This window comes from Microbacterium galbinum, from assembly GCF_023091225.1.
Taxonomy (GTDB): Bacteria; Actinomycetota; Actinomycetes; order Actinomycetales; family Microbacteriaceae; genus Microbacterium; species Microbacterium galbinum.
In genome coordinates this window covers 420,683-442,816 of sequence record NZ_JAHWXM010000001.1, presented here as the reverse complement: position 1 = coordinate 442,816, position 22,134 = coordinate 420,683, and the positions used below count along the sequence as shown (strand labels likewise).

21 protein-coding genes are annotated in these 22,134 nt (G+C 68.5%); 3 read left to right on the top strand and 18 right to left on the bottom strand.

The window, feature by feature from the left end:
- Positions 1-58 precede the first annotated feature (58 nt).
- The 8 genes from KZC52_RS02220 to KZC52_RS02185 form a co-directional block, all read right to left on the bottom strand.
- The gene (locus KZC52_RS02220; RefSeq protein WP_247622437.1) at positions 59-889 is read right to left on the bottom strand and encodes a shikimate dehydrogenase family protein; all 831 of its coding nucleotides are present in this window, start codon (positions 887-889) and stop codon (positions 59-61) included.
- The gene (mltG, locus tag KZC52_RS02215) at positions 876-2,393 is read right to left on the bottom strand and encodes an endolytic transglycosylase MltG (RefSeq protein WP_247622436.1); all 1,518 of its coding nucleotides are present in this window, start codon (positions 2,391-2,393) and stop codon (positions 876-878) included. The genes KZC52_RS02220 and mltG overlap by 14 nt, the downstream gene beginning before the upstream one ends.
- A 2-nt stretch (positions 2,394-2,395) precedes the next feature.
- Positions 2,396-2,869 (bottom strand): Holliday junction resolvase RuvX, encoded by a 474-nt coding sequence (gene ruvX, locus KZC52_RS02210; protein ID WP_247622435.1) that lies wholly within the window; start codon positions 2,867-2,869, stop codon positions 2,396-2,398.
- Complete coding sequence (alaS, locus tag KZC52_RS02205; protein WP_247622434.1) at positions 2,866-5,526, bottom strand: alanine--tRNA ligase; 2,661 nt, start codon at positions 5,524-5,526, stop codon at positions 2,866-2,868. The genes ruvX and alaS overlap by 4 nt, the downstream gene beginning before the upstream one ends.
- Positions 5,527-5,584: 58 nt before the next feature.
- Positions 5,585-5,773: a hypothetical protein gene (locus tag KZC52_RS02200; RefSeq protein ID WP_247622433.1), complete on the bottom strand. Its 189-nt coding sequence runs from the start codon at positions 5,771-5,773 to the stop codon at positions 5,585-5,587.
- A 121-nt stretch (positions 5,774-5,894) separates the two neighbouring features.
- Positions 5,895-6,524 carry a 30S ribosomal protein S4 gene (gene rpsD, locus KZC52_RS02195; protein ID WP_247622432.1) on the bottom strand — a complete coding sequence of 210 codons (630 nt, stop codon included), beginning with the start codon at positions 6,522-6,524 and terminating at the stop codon, positions 5,895-5,897.
- A 150-nt stretch (positions 6,525-6,674) separates the two neighbouring features.
- Positions 6,675-7,982, bottom strand: a complete 1,308-nt coding sequence (locus KZC52_RS02190) for an acyltransferase family protein (protein ID WP_247622431.1) — start codon at positions 7,980-7,982, stop codon at positions 6,675-6,677.
- A 48-nt stretch (positions 7,983-8,030) separates the two neighbouring features.
- Positions 8,031-9,470, bottom strand: a complete 1,440-nt coding sequence (locus tag KZC52_RS02185; RefSeq protein WP_247622430.1) for a replication-associated recombination protein A — start codon at positions 9,468-9,470, stop codon at positions 8,031-8,033.
- An 87-nt stretch (positions 9,471-9,557) separates the two neighbouring features.
- On the opposite strand from KZC52_RS02185, the gene KZC52_RS02180 reads away from it, so the two are divergent.
- From KZC52_RS02180 to KZC52_RS02170, 3 genes are all read left to right on the top strand, one after another.
- On the top strand, positions 9,558-9,857 hold the full coding sequence (locus KZC52_RS02180; protein WP_247622429.1) for a hypothetical protein: 300 nt from the start codon (positions 9,558-9,560) through the stop codon (positions 9,855-9,857).
- Between the two features lie 111 nt (positions 9,858-9,968).
- Complete coding sequence (locus KZC52_RS02175; RefSeq protein ID WP_247622428.1) at positions 9,969-11,321, top strand: DUF349 domain-containing protein; 1,353 nt, start codon at positions 9,969-9,971, stop codon at positions 11,319-11,321.
- Positions 11,322-11,384: 63 nt separating this feature from the next.
- Complete coding sequence (locus tag KZC52_RS02170) at positions 11,385-11,936, top strand: type IV toxin-antitoxin system AbiEi family antitoxin (RefSeq protein WP_247622427.1); 552 nt, start codon at positions 11,385-11,387, stop codon at positions 11,934-11,936.
- On the opposite strand, the gene KZC52_RS02165 is transcribed toward KZC52_RS02170, so the two are convergent.
- The 10 genes from KZC52_RS02165 to pdxS form a co-directional block, all read right to left on the bottom strand.
- Positions 11,923-14,172 (bottom strand): RelA/SpoT family protein, encoded by a 2,250-nt coding sequence (locus KZC52_RS02165; protein ID WP_247622426.1) that lies wholly within the window; start codon positions 14,170-14,172, stop codon positions 11,923-11,925. The two genes, KZC52_RS02170 and KZC52_RS02165, sit on opposite strands and share 14 nt — an antisense overlap.
- Positions 14,173-14,247: 75 nt before the next feature.
- On the bottom strand, positions 14,248-15,237 hold the full coding sequence (secF, locus tag KZC52_RS02160; RefSeq protein WP_247622425.1) for a protein translocase subunit SecF: 990 nt from the start codon (positions 15,235-15,237) through the stop codon (positions 14,248-14,250).
- Positions 15,237-16,964, bottom strand: coding sequence for a protein translocase subunit SecD (gene secD / locus KZC52_RS02155; protein ID WP_247622424.1), 1,728 nt, complete (start codon positions 16,962-16,964; stop codon positions 15,237-15,239). Before secD ends, secF begins: the two co-directional genes overlap by 1 nt.
- A 55-nt stretch (positions 16,965-17,019) precedes the next feature.
- Complete coding sequence (locus tag KZC52_RS02150; protein WP_247622423.1) at positions 17,020-17,412, bottom strand: preprotein translocase subunit YajC; 393 nt, start codon at positions 17,410-17,412, stop codon at positions 17,020-17,022.
- Between the two features lie 73 nt (positions 17,413-17,485).
- Positions 17,486-18,511 (bottom strand): Holliday junction branch migration DNA helicase RuvB, encoded by a 1,026-nt coding sequence (ruvB, locus tag KZC52_RS02145; protein WP_247622422.1) that lies wholly within the window; start codon positions 18,509-18,511, stop codon positions 17,486-17,488.
- Complete coding sequence (gene ruvA / locus KZC52_RS02140) at positions 18,504-19,106, bottom strand: Holliday junction branch migration protein RuvA (RefSeq protein ID WP_247622421.1); 603 nt, start codon at positions 19,104-19,106, stop codon at positions 18,504-18,506. Before ruvA ends, ruvB begins: the two co-directional genes overlap by 8 nt.
- A gap of 9 nt (positions 19,107-19,115) precedes the next feature.
- Positions 19,116-19,703 (bottom strand): crossover junction endodeoxyribonuclease RuvC, encoded by a 588-nt coding sequence (gene ruvC, locus KZC52_RS02135; RefSeq protein WP_247622420.1) that lies wholly within the window; start codon positions 19,701-19,703, stop codon positions 19,116-19,118.
- 45 nt (positions 19,704-19,748) lie between these two features.
- Positions 19,749-20,510, bottom strand: a complete 762-nt coding sequence (locus tag KZC52_RS02130) for a YebC/PmpR family DNA-binding transcriptional regulator (RefSeq protein ID WP_247624689.1) — start codon at positions 20,508-20,510, stop codon at positions 19,749-19,751.
- 73 nt (positions 20,511-20,583) lie between these two features.
- Positions 20,584-21,192: a pyridoxal 5'-phosphate synthase glutaminase subunit PdxT gene (pdxT, locus tag KZC52_RS02125; protein ID WP_247622419.1), complete on the bottom strand. Its 609-nt coding sequence runs from the start codon at positions 21,190-21,192 to the stop codon at positions 20,584-20,586.
- Positions 21,182-22,075 carry a pyridoxal 5'-phosphate synthase lyase subunit PdxS gene (gene pdxS / locus KZC52_RS02120; protein WP_247622418.1) on the bottom strand — a complete coding sequence of 298 codons (894 nt, stop codon included), beginning with the start codon at positions 22,073-22,075 and terminating at the stop codon, positions 21,182-21,184. The genes pdxT and pdxS overlap by 11 nt, the downstream gene beginning before the upstream one ends.
- Positions 22,076-22,134 lie beyond the last annotated feature (59 nt).

Sequence of the window (22,134 nt, the reverse complement as noted above, 5' to 3'; positions counted from 1 at the left end):
CCATGCGCGGCCGCGCCCGCCGTCCGCGTTTCAGCGACGTGTCACAGAGCGCGCGGAGTCAGACAGCAGCGCGCATCGCGGCCAGGACGGATGCCTCGTCGTCGAGCACGTGCGCCGGGTCACCGTGCAGGAAGACGCGGATCTGACGGATCGCCTGATGGAGCAGCATCCCGAGGCCCGACACGACGGGTGCGTCGCTCCACACCGCCGCCAGCGCCGAGGGCCAGGGCGCGTAGGCGGCATCGAACAGCACTCCCCCGTCATCCGCCAAAGGCAGGGCGACGTCTGCGGGAAGCGATGTACCCGACGGGAGCGTCGCGACCGTCAGATCCACCGGGGTGGGAGGCGAATCGAACGAGGCGACGGAGACGGTCACGCCGAGACTGCCGCCGAGATCGACCAGTGCCGCAGCGCGATCCGGCCGTCGCGCGCGGATCTCCGCCCGCTCGGCACCGATCTCCGCCGCAGCGACCAGGGCGGATGCCGCCGTCGCCCCGGCACCGAGGATGCGCACGATGCTCGCCGCCCGCATCCCGTCATCGGCCAGGGCGTCGACGATCCCCCCGACGTCGGTGTTGAACCCCGCCGGCCCGCCGTCGAGCAGGAGCGTGTTCACGGCTCCCGTGAGCGTCGCATGGCGATCGCGCACCGCCGCGGCCCGGAACGCCTGTTCCTTGAGGGGCATCGTGAGCGAGAGTCCACGCCACGATCCGTCGAGACCGGACAGCGCCGACGGCAGGTCGTCGGCGCTCACGCGGCGGCGGTCGTAATCCCAGTCCAGCCCGAGCACACGATAGGCCGCGGCATGGAGCGCCGGAGACTTCGAGTGCGCGATCGGATCCCCCCACACCGCGAGCCGGTGGGGGGAACGAGCGTCAGCAGCCCGCATCCGGATTCGCCCGGCACCATTCGCGCCACTTCTCGATGCCGGCCTGGTGCTCCTCGTACGTCTCCGAGAACTGCGTCTCGCCCGTCGACAGGTCGATCGTGACGAAGTACAGCCAGGGACCGTCCTCGGGGTGCATCGCGGCATCGATCGCGGCGAAGCTCGGACTCGCGATCGGCGTCACCGGAAGCCCCGTGCGCACGTAGGTGTTCCAGTCGTTGTCGTCTTCCAGAGCCTCGGTCGAGCTCGACACGACTCCCTCGTGCAGCGAGCCGTACCCGTACTGGGCCGTCGAGTCCATCTGCAGCTTCATGTCGATGTCGAGACGGTTCTCGATCACGCGGCTCACCTTCGCGAAGTCGGCCGTGCGGCCCTCGCGCTGGATGATCGACGCGATCGTCAGGATGCGCTCGGCGTCGGTATCGGGAACGCCCGCTTCGGTCAACGCCTCCCGCGTGCGATCGACCATGCGCTGAATGACCTGCGTCGCCGTCACCTCGGGATCGAAGGTGTACACGGCCGGGAACAGCCACCCCTCGAGGCTCGGCGCGTCGACGCCGTAGACGGAGGGATCGGCGACGGCGGCTTCGAAGTCCTCCACCGGCAGACCGAGCGACTCGGCCATCGCCGCCAGGGAGGACTCGATCGTGCCGCCCTCCGACACCGACGCCGTGTTCTCGAGCTTGTTGTCTTCGTTGCCCAGCTCCTCGAGCGCGGCTGCGGCGGTCATCTTCTTCTGCAGGCGGTACACACCCGGGTAGAAGGTGACAGCGATGTTCTCCTCGATCAGGTAGTCGTAGAACACGTCCTCGGTCTTGGTGACACCGGCCTCGTAGAGTGCCGTCGACACCGGGCGTCCGGTATCGCCGTCCTTGATCGTGACGAAGGCTTCGCCGGAGGCTTCGCCGTCTTCGTAGTCCTTCGGCTCACCCCAGCCCATGATGTCGTTGATCTGCTCGCCGTAGGTGTTCATCGCCCAGGCGCCGGCGGCGGCGATACCGCCGACGATCACCAGGATGACGAGCAGCGCGATCAGACACCCGCGACGTCGCTTCCTCGGTGCCTTCGCCAGAGCGCGGTCGTCATCGGGAGCCACGAACAGAGCGTCGAGGCCTCCGCCGATCGGGGCCTCTCCCTGGACGGCTTCGGCGGTGGGAGCGGCGACGGGTGCCGGTTCCCTGCGTGCCGGCGCGATCCGCACCTCTTCGGCGGACGGACGCACGGGCTCGGCAGCCGACGTCACCGGTTCGACCGCCGATGTCGCGGGCTCGACTGCCGGGACGGGGGCGCCGACCGGGTCCACGGCGTCGGGCAGCGCGGCGGGAGTCGTCTCGGGTGACGCGTCGCCTCGGCGCGCGGCCTCACGGGCGGCGCGCCGGGAGCCGGGAGCCGGGCCGCTGTAATCGGCCGTCGGATGCTGCTGCGTCGGCTCGGGGAGGTTCGCGAAGAGATCGCCGAGCGGCTCGTTCGCATCGGGCGCGGGGGACGCGCCATCGCGTTCGGACATGTTCAGGGATGCTCCTCGTCGGACGGGACAGCGGCACCGGCCGGGTTTCCGGTGCTCTTCTCCGTGTCGATCGCCTGCTGCAGCAGCACCACCGCGGCGACCTGATCCACAATGCTACGAGAGTTCTTCTGATTTCGACCTGAAGAACGCAGGGCCGCGTGCGCGGACACCGTGCTGAGCCGTTCGTCGACGAGCCGTACCGGGACACCGGTGCGCGTGCGAAGGGCTGCGGCGAACTCCCGTGCGTCCACCGTCGACGCGGTGTCCGCGCCCTGCATGTTCACCGGGAGACCGACGACGAACTCCATCGGCTCGTACTCGGCCGCGAGCTCCACGAGCCGATCGATCGAGGCCTCCGAGCGCGGCACCGTCTCGACGGGGACGGCGAGCATTCCGTCGGGATCGCACCGCGCGACGCCGACGCGGGCGCGCCCGACATCGATGCCGAGGCGCACCCCGCGTCGGAAACCGCTCACGCTGCGTGCAGCTCCTGGACGATGGCGTCGAGTGCGGCGGGCAGTGCCGCGGCATCCGTTCCGCCGCCCTGTGCGACGTCGTCACGCCCGCCGCCGCCTCCGCCGAGCACTCCGGCGGCGCGCTTCGCGAGCGCTCCCGCCTTCGCACCTGCGGTGCGAGCGGCGTCGTTGGTGGCGACGACCACGACCGGACGACCGTTCACCACGGCGCCGAGTGCGACGACCGCAGCATCGGAGCCGAGGCGGTCGCGGACGCCGAGCACGAGTTCGCGCAGATCGTCGGCCGAGGCCAGCTCACCGAGCGACTCCGTGGCGACGTAGAACGCGGCGATCCGGCGCGCCGCGTCGGCGATCGCGGGAATCTGTCCCGCGCGCTCCTTGGACTCGAACTGAGCGATGCGCTTCTCCGCCGCCTTGAGGTTCGCAGCGAGGTCGGAGATGCGCTCGGCGAGCTGATCGCGCGGCGTCTTCAGCGAACTCGTGAGCTGCGAGACGATCGCACGCTCGGCAGCGAGCTCACGGAAGGCGTCGACGCCGACGAGGGCTTCGATGCGACGGTTGGATGCTCCCACCGACGATTCTCCGACGAGGCTGACGAGGCCGATCTCGGCGCTGGAGCCGACGTGGGTTCCCGCGCAGAGCTCACGCGACCACGGGCCACCGATGTCGACCATGCGCACCACGTCGCCGTACTTCTCGCCGAACAGCGCCATGGCGCCGGCTTCCTTCGCCTCGTCGAGCGAGACGATGCGTGTGGTGACCTCTAGGGCGTCGTGGACGGCGCGGTTCGTGATCTCCTCGATCTCGGTGCGCGTGTCGGCCGACAACGCCTGCGACCAGGAGAAATCGAAGCGCATGTAGCCGGCGCGGTTCAACGAGCCCGCCTGCGTGGCGGTCGGACCGAGCGTGTCGCGGAGCGCAGCGTGCACGAGGTGCGTCGCGGAGTGCGCCTGACGCGCCGCGCGACGGTTGGCCGCATCGACGACCGTGGTGGCGGCGTCGTCGACGGCGACCGATCCGGTGCTCACCTGCACCGTGTGGCTGATGAGTCCGGGCACGGGACGCTGCACGTCGAGCACTTCGAGTTCGAAGCCGGGGCCCACGATCGTTCCCTTGTCGGCGACCTGACCTCCGGACTCGGCGTACAGGGTCGTCTCAGCGAGGACGACCTCGGCGATCTGGCCCTCCGATGCGCTGCGCACCGGCTGCCCGTCGACGAGGATGCCCAGGATGCGGGACTGCACCTCGAGTTCGGTGTACCCGTCGAAGCCGGTCTCGCCGAGAGCGCGCAGCTCCCGGTAGACGGAGACATCCGCGAGCTGACGCTTGCGGTTGCGTGCGTCTGCCTTGGCGCGGTCGCGCTGCTCGCGCATGAGCGTGTCGAACGCGCCGCGGTCGACCTCGAGCCCGGCTTCCTCGGCGACCTCGAGCGTGAGGTCGATCGGGAATCCGTAGGTGTCGTGCAGCAGGAAGGCCTCCGGGCCGCTCAGCGCCGTCTTGCCCTCCTTCTTGGTCTCGTCGAGCGCCAGGTCGAGGATCGTCGATCCCTGGGCCAGCGTGCGACGGAAGGTCTCCTCCTCGGCGAACGCCGACGCGGAGAGGGTCGACCAGTCGCGCTCGAGTTCGGGGTACGACGACTTCATCGCGTCGCGCGAGGTGGCGAAGAGTTCGGGGAAGACCGGCTCGTCGACGCCGAGCAGCCGCATCGCACGCACCGTGCGGCGCATGAGGCGACGGAGGATGTAGCCGCGGCCCTCGTTCGACGGACGCACGCCGTCGGAGAGCAGCATGAGCGAGGAGCGCACGTGGTCGGCGATGACGCGGAAGCGCACGTCGTCCTCGTGGACCTTGCCATAGGTGCGGCCGGAGAGCTCGACGGCACGATCGAGGACGGGGCGCACCTGGTCGATCTCGTACATGTTCTCGACGCCCTGCTTGAGGAAGGCGACGCGCTCGAGACCCATGCCGGTGTCGATGTTCTTCTGCGGGAGCTCGCCCACGATGTCGAACTCGGTCTTTCCGCGGATGTTCTCGATGAAGTCCTGCATGAACACGAGGTTCCAGATCTCCAGGAACCTCGAATCGTCGGCCGCGGGGCCGCCGTCCTTGCCGTACGCCGGTCCCCGGTCGAAGAAGATCTCGGAGTCGGGGCCACCCGGGCCGGGCTGACCCGTGTTCCAGTAGTTGTCGGCGCGTCCGAGGCGCTGGATGCGCTCGGGCTTCAGTCCGATGATGTCGCGCCAGATCGACTCGGCCTCGTCATCGGTCTCATAGACCGTGACCCAGAGGTCCTTCTCGTCGAACGCGAAGCCGCCATCGGCCTCGCTGCTGGTGAGGAGTTCCCAGGCGTAGCGGATCGCGCCCTCTTTGAAGTAGTCGCCGAACGACCAGTTGCCGAGCATCTGGAAGAACGTGCCATGACGGGCGGTCTTGCCGACCTCTTCGATGTCGTTCGTACGGATGCACTTCTGCAGGTCGGCGATCCGCGGATGCGGCGACGGCACGACGCCCGTGAGGTACGGGACGAAGGGCACCATGCCCGCGACCGTGAACATCAGGGAGGGGTCGTCGCTGACGAGCGAGGCGGAGGGGACGATGACGTGGTCGTTCTTCTCGAAGAAGTCGAGATAGCGCTGCGCGATTTCCGCAGAATTCATAGGGGTGCCCGGGTGTCCTTGTTCGGAGGTGAGAAGTTCCGCGCGGTTGCGCGAGGGGTCAGTGGTCTTCCGGCTCGGTGAGCCGGGCCTCCTGCGCGCGGTACGCGTCGCCGATGAGCGCGGTGAAGCCGTTGATCCTGGCATCGACCTCGGCGAGGATGTCGTGCCCGCGGGGGTCCTTGTTCATGAAATGCGCAGCGACGAAGCCGCCGATCACGCCGATCAGGAACCACACCATGTTCTTCATGTCGTCATCCTTGCCTTGACCCGCGAAGGCGCGGTGTCTCCATCGTATGCAAAAACGACGAGAGGCGTCGGGTCACCCCGACGCCTCTCGTTTCGAACGCTGAGATCAGCGCCCTGTGGGCTCAGCGAGCCGCGTAGTACTCGACGACGAGCTGCACTTCGCAGGTCACGGGGACCTCGGCGCGCTTCGGACGACGGACCAGGCGGGCCTGGAGCTTGTCGAGCTCGACCTCGAGGTAGCCCGGAACGGGGGGCAGGACCTCGGCGTGACCGCCGGCTGCTGCCACCTGGAAGGGCTCGGTGCCCTCGCTCTTGGCCTTGACGTGGATGAGTTGTCCGGCCTTCACGCGGAAGGACGGGCGGTCGACGAGCTGGCCGTCGACGAGGATGTGGCGGTGCACGACGAGCTGGCGGGCCTGCGCCGTCGTACGGGCGAAACCGGCGCGCAGCACGAGAGCGTCGAGACGCATCTCGAGGAGCTCGACCAGGTTCTCACCGGTCAGACCCTCCTGGCGGCGGGCTTCGTTGAAGGTGTTGCGCATCTGCTTCTCGCGGATGCCGTACTGCTCGCGCAGACGCTGCTTCTCACGCAGACGGACGGCGTAGTCGCTGTCAGCCTTGCGCTTGGTGCGGCCGTGCTCACCCGGAGCGTAGGGACGCTTCTCGAGGTAGCGGGCGGCCTTCGGGGTGAGAGCGATGCCGAGGGCACGGCTCAGACGCACCTTGCGGCGGTCCTGGGACTTCGTGGTCACGAAGCTGTCCTTCCGATGACGTGGTCGCGTCTCTCGCGACTCACGGACGTATCACCCGCGCTCTTCCTCGGGGCGCACGCCGGGGCGCCGTCGAGGTGTGGTGTGAACGAGGAGATGCCCGAAAACTCGGTTTCGAGCCGCTCAAGTCTATCAGAGGCGCCGCGCGTCCCGCGATGCACCGGATTCCGCCGCATCCTCCAGAGGCTCCGACTCTCGATCCGGACCGGGCCCGCCGACGGTGAGCCACGCGATCGCGAATGCGATCGCCGCCAGAGCCACAGCGGTTCCGAGCGTGAGATAGCCCTGGGTGAGCACCCACCCGACGCCCGCCACGAGAAGCGCTGTCGCCGCGATCGCCGCCGGCAGCGGCATGGTGCGCGCCCTCTCGACCGGCCAGATCCGTTCGATCCGGGGGACGGTCGCGCAGAGCACGGCGAGCACCGCCACGATCGCGAGCACCCACGGGATGCGTGTGATCCACCATGTGGGGGTGAGCACCGGAGGGAACGGCAGCCCTAGCGCCTGCTGTGCACCGACGACGATCGCCATCGCGACCGTATGCCACAGGTAGATGACCATCCCGTACATTCCGAGGGCGCCGATGATCACGAGCGCGGGGCGCAGACGCATGAGCGCGCGGATCGCCGGCTGAAGGAGCGTGAACAGGTAGACCTGCGCCAGACCGAGCAGGAGCAGGAGCACGGTCGGCGGGTTGAGGTTGGCGATCATGTCGGGGTCGTAGCCCAGCCCGAAGACGGCGACGCACATGAGGCCGTAGGCGGCGACGGCCAGCAGCAGGAGCAACCACCGCGGACGGCGCGAGTACCACTGATCCCGCACGCCGAAGCCGAGTTGCTGCACGAAGAGCCAGACGAAGAGCCAATTGAGGGCGCCGATCGGCAGACCCCCGAAACGAGAGACGAGATCGACGATCACGACCAGCGAGGCCAGTGTGAAGTACGTCGTCCAGGCCGCACGGCGGTGCAGCGCGGCCATCAGCGGTACGAACGAGGTGCAGATCGCGTAGACCGCGATGAACCAGAGTGGCTCGGCGAGCCGGAACGCGAAGGTCCGGAGGAACTCGGCATCGGCTCCGCAGACCGCCATCACCGCGAGGGTGAGGAGTACGCCGAGCATCGCGAGGAACACCGGGCGCGCGAGTCGGAGGGCCCGGACGCGGATGTACTCCCCCGCCGTCTCCCCTCTCTTCTCGAGTCGGCGCCAGGTGGTGATGCCGGCGAAGCCTCCGGCGATGAAGAACGTGGGCATGATCATCCCGATCCAGGTGATCCAGGCCAGCGGCGTCCACTCCGCGAGTGCGTTGAAGGCACGGGGCGGATCGCCCTCGATGCCCATCTGGATCGCATGCAGCACGACCACCACCGGGAGGCAGATCGCGCGGACGAAGTCGATCGAGAGATCACGATCGGGCGGAATGCGAAGAGGAGAACGCGTCACCCGCACACTGTAGAGGGTCGGGCGTCCGCTGCGGGCAGGGGCTGCGGGTCAGCGCCCGTCGAGAATGCGGCGGATCTTCTCGAGCCGCGCCGAGACATCGCGCTCGGCCCCCAGAGCCTTCGGCGCGTAGTAGCGGCGCCCCTGCAACTCGTCGGGGAGGTACTGCTGGGCCACGATGCCGAACTCGTTGTCGTGCGGGTACGCGTAGCCGCGGCCATGACCGAGCCGCTTCGCCCCCGGATAGTGCGCATCGCGCAGGTGGAGCGGGACCCGGCCGAAGCCGCCCTTCCGGATGTCGGCGATCGCGGCGTCGATGCCCGCGTACGCCGCATTCGATTTGGCCGTCGTCGCGAGGTAGACGGTCGCCTCGGCGAGCGGGATGCGCCCCTCCGGCATCCCGATGAAAGCCACGGCGTCGGCGGCGGCGACGGCGATCACCAACGCCTGCGGATCGGCGAGGCCCACGTCTTCGGAGGCGGAGATCACGAGCCGCCGAGCGATGAACCGGGGATCCTCTCCCGCCTCGATCATCCGGGCGAGGTAGTGCAACGCCGCATCGGCATCCGACCCGCGAATCGACTTGATGAACGCACTGATGACGTCGTAGTGCTCGTCTCCCTGACGGTCGTAGCGCAACAGCGCTCGGTCGACGGCCTGCGCGACGTCATCGGCGGAGACTTCCGGGACGACGGATGCCGCACCGGCGGCTTCTTCCCCGGTATCGCCGCTCGCCACGCCGGCTTCGTCGTCGTCGGCGACCTCAGCGTCCTCATCGTCGTCGCCGGCGTCTTCCGCGTCGGGCGGGCTCCCGTGCGAGAGCGCAACGGCCGCACCGGCCTCGAGGCCGGTGAGGGCACGGCGCGCGTCGCCGGAGGCGAGACGGATGAGCGCGGCCCGCGCCTCATCGCTGAGCGTCACCGCGCCGTGCAGGCCGCGAGCATCGGTGACGGCACGATCGACGAGCAGACCGATGTCGTCGTCGGTGAGAGGTTGCAGGGTGAGTAGGAGCGATCGCGAGAGCAGCGGCGAGATCACCGAGAACGACGGGTTCTCGGTCGTCGCGGCTATCAGGATCACCCAGCCGTTCTCGACACCGGGCAGGAGAGCGTCCTGCTGCGCCTTCGTGAAGCGGTGGATCTCGTCGAGGAACAGGATCGTCGTCTGACCGTAGAGGTCGCGCTGCGTGATGGCCTCCTGCATGACCTCGCGCACGTCCTTCACCCCCGCCGTGATCGCCGAGAGCTCGACGAAGCGGCGACCGGAAGAACGGGCGATGGCCTGCGCGAGCGTCGTCTTACCGGTACCGGGAGGCCCCCAGAGGATGATGGAGACCGCGCCGGGCGACGATGCCTCGGGGTCGGCGAGGGCGACGATCGGCGAGCCGGAACGGAGCAGGTGCCGCTGACCGGCCACCTCGTCGAGCGAGACGGGACGCATGCGCACGGCGAGCGGCGTCTGCCCCGAGAGCAGGGCGGCGGCAGGGGTCATCCCTCCAGGCTAATGCGGTCCACCGACACCGGCGACGATATGCTCTGAGACGACGTCGCCCGGCGGCGGCGATGAGAGGAGCACGCAATGGCGGCACGCGGTTCGAAGAGCGCGCAGGAGCGCACCCGGGCCGAGCGCGCGCGGGTCTACGCGGCGCGCACGGCTCAGCACCAGGAGAAGATCCGTCGCCGCGTGCGCGACAACGTGATCGCCGGCGTGGGTGGCGCGGTCCTCGTGCTCGCAGCGATCGCGAGCCAGGTGGCGCACGCACAGGTCACGGCACCGGAGCCCACGCCCACTCCCTCCTCGTCCGTCGAGCCGAACGCTCCGGTGGAGACCCCCGCCCCCACCGAGGCACCCGCTCCCGAGGAGACCCCGGCGGAGTGATCCGCGCCCGCTCGACGCGGAGCGGAACGTCACCGCATCGCATCGTCGCGGCGTACTAGGCTGAACATCGTCCTTTCCGCCTCCCGCGGCCAACCGCGCAAGGAGAACACTGTGTCTGCCAACGAGTCCTCGAAGCCGACTCCCCCCGTCCCCGCTCCCCCGGCGAAGCCGCTGCCGCGCAAGCTGCCCGCCCCCGCCGCCGCCGTTCCGGCCGCGTCCACCGCCCCCGTCTCCAGCGATGCTGCGAAGTGGGGTCGCGTCAGCGAGGACGGCACGGTCGAGGTGCGCGAGGGTGAGAACTGGCGCGTCGTCGGCCAGTACCCCGACGGCACGCCCGACGAGGCGCTCGCCTACTTCGTGCGCAAGTACGAGGACATCGCCTTCAAGGTGCAGACCCTCGAACAGCGTCACCAGGCCGGCGGCGCGACCGCCAGCGATCTGGTCAAGCAGGCCGGGCACCTGGTCGACGAAGCCACGGATGCTGCCGCCGTCGGTGACCTCGCCGGTCTCCTCGAGCGGCTGCACACGCTGACCGCGTCCCTCTCCGAGGCCACGGCCGAGGAGCAGCAGCGCGCGAAGGAGCTGCTCGACCAGGCCATCGCCGAGCGCACCGCACTGGTGGAGCGCGCCGAGGCGATCGCCGCACGCGACCTCTCGAAGGTGCAGTGGAAGCAGGTCACCGCCGAGCTCGGTGAGCTCTTCGACGCCTGGCAGGCTCAGCAGCAGAACGGCCCGCGCCTGTCGAAGGGCCTGTCGCAGCAGCTGTGGAAGCGATTCCGCGACGCTCGTTCGGTCGTCGACAAGCACCGTCGTGCGTTCTACTCGGAGCTCGACGACACGCACAAGGCCGCCCGCGATGCGAAGACCCGCCTCATCGAGCGCGCCGAAGCCCTCGCCCCGCGCGGCACCGACGGGATTCCCGCCTACCGCACGCTGCTCGACGACTGGAAGGCCGCCGGCCGCGCAGGTCGCAAGGCGGACGACGCCCTCTGGGCCCGGTTCAAGGCCGCCGGAGACGCGCTCTACGCCGCGCGTGCCGAGCAGTCCGCCGCCGAAGAGGCCGAGTCCGCTCCCAAGATCGAGGCGCGTCAGGCTCTTCTGGAAGAGGCCAAGGCCGTTGCCGACGAGTCCAACATCAAGCGCGCCCGCGCCCTGCTCACGCGCATCCAGCGGCAGTGGGATGAGATCGGCCGCATCTTCCCCCGCGACAAGGAGCGCGCGCTCGACGACAAGCTCCGCGTCATCGAGCAGGCCCTCAAGGCCCGCGAAGAGGTCGACTGGAAGAAGAACAACCCCGAGACCAAGGCGCGCGCCAACGACATGAGCTCTCAGCTCCTCGAGGCGATCGAGAAGCTCGAGTCCGAGCTCGCGACGGCCGAGAAGTCGGGCGACAAGAAGGCGATCAAGGAAGCGTCCGACGCTCTCGAGGCGCGCCGCGCCTGGCTGAGCGCCCTCGGCGGCTGACGAGTTCTCCACAGCTCCCGTCCGAGCACACGACAGCGGGATGCCCTGGGCCACACTGGCCTGGTGCATCCCGCTTTCCTGTATCTGCCCGGCCAACGCCTGACACTGCCCGAGCTCACCGCCGCCCGCCTCGACGGCGACGTCGTCGACATCGGCGAGGCCTTCATCCCCGCCGATCTCGTCGAGGGCGCCGACGTGCGGGCAGCGTCGATCGCCACGATCGTGCACCCGGGCACCGCGGTCTGCGGGCCGAGCGCGGTATGGGTGCACGGTGCATGCGATGCGCCGCCGAACCCGCATCATCTTCGCCGAGCGGTGGCGAGGCGCATCCGCGCCGTGCAAAGTCCACGGGTGCGATATCACGACACGCCACTCCCGGCCGAGGACCTCGTCCTCATCGGCGGCATCCCGATCACGACTCCCGAACGCACGCTGATCGACCTCGCGCTCGGGAGCCACCGGGAACCCGCTCTGGACCGCTGGGCGCACATGCTCATCGAGCACGACCCGGGTCTCATCGGGACCGCGCGGGAACGCATCCGCACCCTGCGGCGCGTGCCAGGCTCTCGACGTGCCCTGGAACTTCTCGAGGGACTCGGTATCAGGAGGACGTGACGCGGTACACGTCGTACACCGCATCGATCCTGCGCACGGCGTTGAGAACGCGGTCGAGGTGCACGGCGTCGCCCATCTCGAACACGAACCGGCTGATCGCCAGTCGGTCGTCATTGGTGTTGACCGTGGCGGAGAGGATGTTGACGTGGTGCTCGCTCAGCACGCGCGTGACGTCGGACAGCAGACCGGAACGGTCGAGGGCCTCGACCTGGATCTGCACGCGGAACACGCTCTTGGTGGTCGGCGCCCACGACACCTCGACGAATCGATCCTGCTCGTTGCTCAGGGCCTTGACGTTGACGCAATCGCTGCGGTGCACCGAGACGCCGCTGCCGCGCGTCACGAAGCCGACGATCGGATCCCCGGGAACCGGCGTGCAGCACTTCGCGAGTTTCACGAGGATGTCGGCGGCGCCGCGGACGAGAACGCCGGAGTCGCCCGCACGCGGTTCGCGGGTCGGCACGCTGCCCGGCAGGTCGATGGCGCCGGTCGTGGTGTCGTTGGCGGCGACGTTGGCCGTGACCTTCTCGAGCACCGACTGGGTCGAGATATGCCCCTCGCCCACGGCCGCGTACAGCGCCGAGACGTCTTCGTAGCGCAGCTGCTGGGCGACCTCGGCGAACGAGTCCTGGCTCATCAGACGCTGCAGGGGCAGGTTCTGCCGGCGCATCGCGCGCGCGATCGCCTCCTTGCCCTGTTCGATGGCCTCTTCGCGCCGCTCCTTCGTGAACCAGCCACGGATCTTGTTGCGCGCACGGGTGCTCTTGACGAATCCGAGCCAGTCCTGACTCGGTCCGGCATCCGGGTTCTTCGAGGTGAAGACCTCGACGACGTCGCCGCTCTTCAGCTCGGACTCCAGCGGCACCAAGCGACCGTTCACCTTCGCACCCATCGTGCGATGGCCGATCTCGGTGTGCACCGCATACGCGAAGTCGACGGGCGTCGCACCGGCGGGAAGACCGACGACGCGCCCCTTCGGCGTGAAGACGTAGACCTCCTTCGCGCCGATCTCGAACCGCAGCGAGTCGAGGAACTCCCCCGGGTCGGCCGTCTCGGCCTGCCAGTCGGAGATGTGCGCGAGCCAGGCCATGTCGGTGTCGGATGCCCGCACCTCGGCCTTGCCGCCGTTCATCCGCTCCTTGTACATCCAGTGCGCCGCAACGCCGTACTCGGCCTGCTGGTGCATCTCGTGCGTACGGATCTGGATCTCGACCGTGCGCCCCGCGGGGCCGATCACGGTCGTGTGCAGCGACTGATAGAGATTGAACTTCGGGGTGGCGATGTAGTCCTTGAACCGACCGGGCAGCGGCGTCCACCGCGCATGGATCGCACCCAGCACGGCGTAGCAGTCGCGCACCGAAGCGACGAGCACGCGGATGCCGATCAGGTCGTAGATGTCGTCGAACTCGCGACCCCGCACCACCATCTTCTGGTACACGGAGTAGAGCTGCTTCGGTCGGCCCGAGACCTTGCCGCGGATGCGCAGATCACGCAGATCCTCGTCGATCTCCTCGACGACCTGGCTCAGATACTTCTCGCGCTGCGGAGTGCGCTGTGCGATGAGGCTGTGGATCTCGTTGTAGATCTTGGGGTGCAGCACCGCGAACGAGAGGTCTTCGAGCTCGGACTTGATCGCCTGGATACCGAGACGGTTGGCGAGGGGCGCGTAGATCTCGAGCGTCTCCTTGGCCTTCTTCGCCGCCTTCTCCGGCGGGACGAAGCCCCAGGTACGAGCATTGTGCAGACGGTCGGCGAGCTTGATCAGGAGCACGCGGATGTCCTTCGACATCGCCACGATCATCTTGCGGACGGTCTCGGCCTGGGCGCTCTCGCCGTACTTGACCTTGTCGAGCTTGGTGACACCGTCGACCAGCATCGCGACCTCGTCGCCGAACTCGGCGGTGAGGTCGGTCAGCGCGTAGCCGGTGTCTTCGACCGTGTCGTGCAGGAGCGCCGCCGCGATGGCGCGCGGTCCGAGACCGAGCTCGGCGAGGATCTGCGCGACGGCGAGCGGATGCGTGATGTACGGCTCGCCGCTCTGCCGCTGCTGGCCGGTGTGCTTGTCCTTGGCGACCGCGTACGCGCGCTCGATCACCGAGAAATCACCGCGGGGATGGTTGGCCCGGACGGTGCGGATCAGGTTGTCGAGGTCGTTGACCCTGGACGCGCGCGAGAAGATGCGGGGAACCAGACGCCGCAGGCTCGATCCCTGCGCCGGCGACTGCGCTTCCGCCATCCGCTCACCTCCGAATCAGAACATCAGACAATCCTACGTCCGTCCGGCGGGAGCGGCTCCCACCGGACGGATACGTCAGGCTTCGACCGTCGCGCGCAGGCGCGCTTCGCGGATCCGGGCGTCGCGCTCGCGGATCTGCGGCTCGTTCTCGCGGAAGAGCGAGTAGAGCGGAGCGGCGACGAACAGCGTCGAATACGTCGCCACGAGGATGCCGACGAAGATCGACAGCGAGATGTCGGTGAGGGTCTCGGCACCGAGCCACAGCGATCCGATGAAGAGGATCGCTCCGACCGGGAGCGCCGCGACCACCGAGGTGTTGATCGATCGCACGAGGGTCTGGTTCACCGCCAGGTTGACGGACTCCCCGAACAGACGCGCCGATTTCTCGCCGTCTTCATGTGTGTTCTCCCGGATCTTGTCGAAGACGACCGTCGTGTCGTACAAGGAGTACGCCAAGATCGTGAGGAATCCGATCACCGCCGCCGGCGAGATCTCGAAGCCGGCCAGCGCGTAGACGCCGACGGTGATCACGAGCACGTCGAGCAGGCCGATGATCGCCGCGGCCGACATCTTCCAGGTTCGGAAGTAGATCGCCAGGATCAGGAAGGTGAGGGCGAGGAAGATCGCCAGGCCCCACAGCGATTGACGCGTGACGCTCTCGCCCCAGGCCGGACCGATGAACGACGACGTCACCTCCGCAGTGTCGACGCCGTACGCGTCGGCGAGTGCCGCGGTGACCTGCTGCGTCTCATCGGCCGTCATCTGGTCGGTCTGGACGCGGATGTCGTCGCCGTTCACCACGACGACCTTGGTCGCCGACTCGGGCACGACCGACTTGACCGCGTCGGTGGCGATCTGCTGATCGGTGCTGTCGGGCGCCGCGACGGTGAACTGCGACCCGCCGGTGAACTCGATCGAGAATTGGATCGGACGGATCAGCGGCACCAGAGCCGAGCCCACGACCAGGATGATCGCGATGATGAACCACAGGCGGCGGCGACCGACGAACGGGAAAGAGGTCTTCCCCGTGTACAGGTTGTTGCCGAACTCATTCATGGAAGGCATCAGGCGTCTCCCTCACTTCCGGCGTTGGTGGGTCTGTCACCCGCGAGAGCCTCCGCGCGCTTGCGCTCGGCGATGGTCTGACGACGCTCCGCCTCGCCGCGCGAACGCGAGTTGCGCGCGCCACGGCCGGCGGACGCCGTCGCGACCTCGCGGAACTGCGACCGATTGCGGTAGACGGCGCCCAGTGCTTCGGGGTCGAGCCCCGAGAGCTTGTGGCCGCCTCCGAAGAAGCGCGTGCGAGCGAGCAGTTGCATCACCGGGTGCGTGAAGATCACGAAGATGAACACGTCGATGATGGTCGTGAGGCCGAGCGTGAACGCGAACCCCTTCACCGTCGAGTCGGCCAGGATGTACAGCACGAGCGCGGCGAGGATGTTGATCGACTTCGAGATGTAGATCGTGCGCTTGGCTCGGCCCCATCCGTCTTCGACGGCGGAGGTGATCGACTTGCCGTCTCGCAGTTCGTCTCGGATTCTCTCGAAGTAGACGATGAAGGAGTCGGCGGTGAATCCGATCGACACGATCAGACCGGCCACACCGGCCAGCGAGAGGCGGAAGCCGAGTCGCCACGCCAGGATGCAGATGACGATGTAGGTCAGCACACCCATCACCGCGATGGACGCGATGATCACCGTCCCGAGGGCTCGGTAGACGATGAGCGAATAGATCGCGACGAGGATCAGGCCGATGAGACCGGCGATGAGACCGATCTGCAGCTGCTGCGTACCGAGCGTCGCCGACACGGTGTCGGAGCTCTGCACGGTGAAGCTCAGCGGCAGCGCGCCGTACTTGAGCTGGTCGGCGAGGGTCGTCGCCGAGTCCTGCGTGAAGCTGCCCGAGATGCTCGGACGACCGTCGAGGATCACACCGTTCATGCGGGGCGCCGAGATGACGACGCCGTCGAGCACGAACGCGAACTGGTCGCGCGGCGACAGGCCGTCGATGCGGTTCTGGTTGAGGCGGGTGCTGACCTTGCCGAACTTGTCGGCCCCATCCGGGTTCATCGTGAGCTGCACGAGCCACGCGCCGTTCTGCGGGTCGCGACCGCTCGCGGCGTCGTCGATCGCCGTTCCGTCGAGCTCGGTCGGGCCGAGCAGGAACTTGGCCTGACCGGTCTCGTCGCAGGCGATCATCGGCTGCTCGCTCGGCACGTTGGTGGGGTTGTCGGGGTTCGCGCAGTCGTAGGCGAGGAACTCGGCCTGGAGCTTGGGCGTGGCCCAGTTGAGGTCGCTGCCGTCGGTCGGCTCGGCGGTCGGCGTCGCCTCGAGCGAGGGGTCGGGGCTGGGGTACGGCGTCTCGTTACCGTCGTCACCGACGAAGGACGTCGTCGCGGCGGTCGTGGCCAGGACCGCCCGGAACTCGAGCTGCGCGCTGCTGGTGATCCGCTCGCGCGTCTGGTCGTCGGCGACACCCGGGATCTGGACGACGATGTTCCGTCCGCCCTCGGTGGTGATGTCGGCCTCCGCCACGCCCGAGGCGTCGACGCGCTGGCGGATGATGGAGGCCGCCTGGTTCAGCTGTTCCGCGGACGGCGCTGCTCCCTCGTCGGTCTCGGCCTGCAGCACGATCTGGGTGCCGCCCTGGAGGTCGAGTGCGAGCTCCGGAGCCCACGAGCTCTTCCCGAAGACGTACACCCCGGCCGCGTTGATGCCGAAGAGGACACCCGTCACGAGGAGCAGGCCGAGAAGGACCCGCCAGGCGTGACGGACAGGAGAGGATGAAGCCACGTGAGTTCAGCTTTCTGAGAGGCCGGATTCCGGGGTGCGGTCGAACGCCGCGGACTTACTTGTCGTCTGCGTCGCGGTCGAGGCGCGCGCGCGTCTCTTCCGGGGTCTCGGCGATCGGAGCATCGGCCTCGACGACGGTGTCGTCGTCAGCGAGCTCGGCGTCGTCGGCGACGATGTCCTTGGGCTCGACGATGCGGAGGATCGCCTGGCTGTGCACCTCGATCACGACACCGGGGGCGACCTCGACCGACGCGGGGTGGTCGAGGTCATCGGGGTCGTAGGAGACGATCGTGCCGTAGATGCCGCCCTGCAGGAGCACGCGCACGCCGGGAACCGTCTTCGTCGCCTTCTCCTCCTGCTCGGCCTTCATCTGCTTCTGACGCTTACGCGTGTTGAAGATCATGAAGACGAGGAGGACGGCCAGGAGACCGAAGAGGATGATTTCCATGGGGCGGAGCGCCTTTCTGAGGTGCACGCACCATCAACGGGCGCACAGAAGTTTCGGGGGAAGTCTTCTGTGATTATAGGTCATCGAAGCGAAGCGCTCCGTCGGGATGCGCCACACCCAGATGCGCATACGCCTCAGGCATGGCGACGCGCCCCCGCGGAGTGCGACCGAGGAAACCGATCCGGACGAGATAGGGCTCGACGACGCTCTCGACGGTCTCGGCTTCTTCGCCGACGGCGACGGCGAGGGTGCTCAGTCCCACCGGCCCCCCGCGGAACCGCCGCACGAGCGCTTCGAGAACCGCGCGGTCGAGGCGGTCCAGGCCGATGGGGTCGACGTCGTACAGTTCGAGAGCGGCGCGGACGTCGGCGATGGTCGCCGCTCCCCCACCGTGCACGAGCGCGTAGTCGCGCACACGTCGGAGAAGGCGGTTCGCGATGCGGGGCGTCCCGCGCGATCGGCGGGCGATCTCGGACAGCGAATCGGACGGCAGATCGACGCCGAGGACCGCCGCGGATCGCGCGATCACGCGCTCGAGCTCGCCCTCCTCGTAGAACTCCAGATGACCGGTGAACCCGAATCGATCGCGCAGCGGATTCGGTAGCAGGCCCGACCGCGTCGTCGCTCCCACCAGGGTGAACGGTGCGAGTTCGAGCGGGATGCTGGTGGCCCCCGCCCCCTTGCCCACCATGATGTCGATGCGGAAATCCTCCATCGCGAGATAGAGCATCTCCTCGGCGGAGCGCGCCATCCGGTGGATCTCGTCGATGAAGAGCACCTCGCCGGGAACGAGGCTCGACAGGAGCGCAGCGAGATCGCCGGCGTGCTGGATGGCCGGTCCGCTCGACAGGCGCAGGGGGCGCTCGCTCTCGTGCGCGACGATCATCGCCAGCGTCGTCTTGCCGAGTCCTGGCGGGCCTGCGAGAAGGATGTGATCGGCGGGTCGGCTCTGGATACGTGCGGCCTCGAGGAGGAGCTGGAGCTGGCCGCGCACCTTCTGCTGTCCGACGAACTCGCCGAGACTCGTCGGACGCAGGGCGCCCTCGATCGCGAGCTCGGTCTCGTCGACGGGCTCGGAGGCGTCGAGTGCGTCAGCCACGTGCCGGCCCCAGCAGGGCAAGAGTGCGGCGGAGGAGCGGTGCGACGGCCGAACGCTCGGCATCGGATGCCTCTGCGGCCGTCTGCGCGGCGGCCTCGGCGGCGACCTTCTCCGACCATCCGAGTCCGACGAGGGCGGCCGCGACCTGACCCACCACGTCCACGGCGCCCGAGGGACTCGGCGCTGCCGCGACCGTCGGCTGCACCTTACCGGCGAGCTGCACGACGATGAGCTTCGCGGTCTTGGGACCGATTCCGGACACGCGACGGAAAGGCGCGTCATCCTCGGCGTTCAGCGCCTCTGCGATCTGGTCGACGGTGAGGTGCGACAGCACCCCCAGGGCGGATTTCGGCCCGACGCCCGTCACGCTGATGAGGAGCCCGAAGACCTCCAGCTCGTCGCGCTCGGCGAACCCGAAGAGCGAGAGCGCGTCCTCGCGCACGATCAGGCTCGTGTGCAACCGCAACTGCTCCCCCACCGTCGCGGTGTGCGCGACGTCGGCCGGGACGGCGACGGAGAAGCCGACGCCGCCCACCTCGACGACGACCTGGTCGGAGGTCGAGTGCAGCACGGTGCCGTGCAGGGAGGAGATCATCCTCCCAGCCTAGGCCCCGCGTCGTACGTATGTTCGAGCGACACGCTCCGCGTCCGCCCAGGCGCGCTGGGCCGGCGTGAGCCCGCCCGCGGCGGATGCCGCCCCCGCGCCGCCTCGGCGCCAGGCGTGGCAGAGGGCGATGGCGAGGGCATCCGCGGCATCCGCCGGCTGCGGAGGCGCGTCGAGGCGCAGGATCCGGGCGATCATCGCCTGCACCTGGCGCTTGTCGGCAGATCCGTAACCGGTCACGGCGGCCTTGACCTCGCTCGGCGTGTGGGTCACGGCGGGAAGACCCGCCTCTGCCGCGAGCAGCAGCGCGACTCCGCTGGCCTGAGCCGTGCCCATCACCGTGTGCGTGTTCTGCTGCGCGAACACGCGCTCAACCGCGACCGCCTGCGGAGAATGCGCGGCGATCACCTCACGGATGCCGGCGGCGACGATCGCGAGACGCTCGCCGATCGGCGCATCCGGAGACGAACGGATCACCCCGACGTGCACGAGCGTGCCGCGACGCGATCCGTCGACGTCGACGATGCCCACACCGCATCGCGTGAGGCCTGGGTCGATCCCGAGAACGCGCAGCGAGGAAGAGGTCACTCCCCCAGGCTAGGCGGCACCGTCGACGTCGGGCGCGTGGCGCGCCTAGCTGTCGTCGTTCTCGAGCTCGGCCTGCACCTCGGACGAGAGGTCGAAGTTGCTGAAGACGTTCTGCACGTCCTCGCTGTCCTCCAGCGCGTCGATGAGGCGGAAGACCTTGCGCGCGGTGTCGGCGTCGATCTCGACCTTGAGGTTCGGCACGAACTCGACGTCGGCGGATTCGTAGTCGATGCCCGCCTCCTGCAGCGCGCTGCGCACGGTGACCAGGTCGGTCGCCTCGGTGATGATCTCGAAGCCCTCGGAGTGCGGCTCGATCTCCTCGGCACCCGCCTCGAGCGCCGCCATCATGACGTCGTCTTCGGTGGTCCCCTCGGCACCGACGACGATGACGCCCTTGCGCGAGAAGTTGTAGGCGACGCTGCCCGGGTCGGCCAGCGTTCCCCCGTTGCGGCTGAGAGCCGTGCGCACCTCGGCGGCGGCACGGTTCTTGTTGTCGGTCAGACACTCGATCATGAGCGCCACGCCGTTCGGTCCGTATCCCTCGTACATGATCGAGGTGTACTCGACGGCCTCGCCGCCGATTCCGGCTCCACGCTTGACCGCGCGGTCGATGTTGTCCTTCGGGACGGAGGTCTTCTTCGCCTTCTGCACCGCGTCGAACAGCGTGGGGTTGCCCGCGAGGTCGGCGCCGCCGAGCTTGGCCGCGACCTCGATGTTCTTGATGAGCTTGGCCCAGGACTTGGCGCGCCTGGAGTCGATGATGGCCTTCTTGTGCTTCGTGGTGGCCCACTTGGAATGCCCGGACATAAGTCTCCACTCGTCGTATCCGCCCGTGGGCACGGCCCAGGGCATCGTCCAGTCTAACGAATCGAGACGTCGCCTACCGGGGTGCGCTCGCGTAGCGTCGTGCCTCGTCGAGGAAGAGCGCGTGGAATCCGGGCTCACCGTCCATCTCGGGATGGAAGCTCGTGCCGAGCAACGGCCCCTGGCGCACCGCGACCACCGCGCCGTCGGGCAGGGCGGCGAGCACCTCCACCGCGGCCCCCGAGCGTTCCACGATCGGCGCCCGGATGAACGTCGCAGACACCGGGGCATCGCCGAGCACCGGCACGTCGAGGTCGATCTCGAACGATTCGGACTGACGTCCGAAGGCGTTGCGCCGAACGTCGACGTCGAGGCCGCCGAAGGACTGCTGTCCCTCGATCGCGTCGAGCACGGTGTCGGCCAGGAGGATGAGCCCCGCGCACGTGCCGTACATCGGCATCCCCGCACGGATCGCCGCGCGAATCGGCTGCTGGAGCCCGAACAGTCGCGCGAGCTTGTCGATGACGCTCGACTCTCCGCCCGGCAGGACGAGACCGTCGATCGCGTCGAGTTCTTCCGGGCGGCGCACGAGCACCACCTCCGCACCGAGCTCCGCGAGCAGGGCGGCATGCTCGCGCACGTCGCCCTGCAGCGCGAGGACGCCGACGGTCGGACTACCAGCCACGCTCGGACAGCCGGTGCGGCGCGGGGAGGTCGGACACGTTGATCCCCACCATCGCCTCGCCCAGCCCGCGCGAGACCTCGGCGATCACACTCGGATCGTCGTGGAACGTGGTGGCCTTCACGATCGCCGCGGCGCGCTGGGCGGGGTTGCCCGACTTGAAGATGCCGGAGCCGACGAACACACCGTCCGCTCCCATCTGCATCATCATCGCGGCGTCCGCGGGTGTTGCCACGCCTCCCGCGACGAACAGCACGACCGGCAGCTTGCCCGTCGCCGCGACCTCGACGACGAGGTCGTAGGGCGCCTGCAGCTCCTTGGCCGCCACGTAGAGCTCGTCCTTGGTCATCGAACGCAGCACGTTGATCTCGCTCGTGATCTTGCGGATGTGCTTGGTCGCCTCCGAGACGTCACCGGTGCCGGCCTCGCCCTTCGAGCGGATCATCGCGGCACCCTCGTTGATACGGCGCAGGGCCTCGCCGAGGTTCGTCGCCCCGCACACGAAGGGCACGGTGAAGCCGAACTTGTCGATGTGGTTGACGTAGTCCGCCGGCGACAGCACCTCGGACTCGTCGATGTAGTCGACTCCGAGCTCCTGCAGGATCTGCGCCTCGACGAAGTGGCCGATGCGCGCCTTGGCCATCACGGGGATCGAGACGGCGTCGATGATGCTGTCGATCATGTCGGGGTCGCTCATGCGCGAGACACCGCCCTGCGCACGGATGTCGGCGGGGACCCGCTCGAGCGCCATCACGGCGACGGCGCCGGCATCCTCGGCGATCTTGGCCTGCTCGGCCGTGACGACGTCCATGATGACGCCGCCCTTGAGCATCTCGGCGAGACCTCGCTTGACCCGCGCGGATCCGGTGGTTGCCTGGTCGTTCATCGCATTCCTCTCGGCTAAGCCAATGACTCGTTTGATCTATGTCAAACCGTAGCATCGTC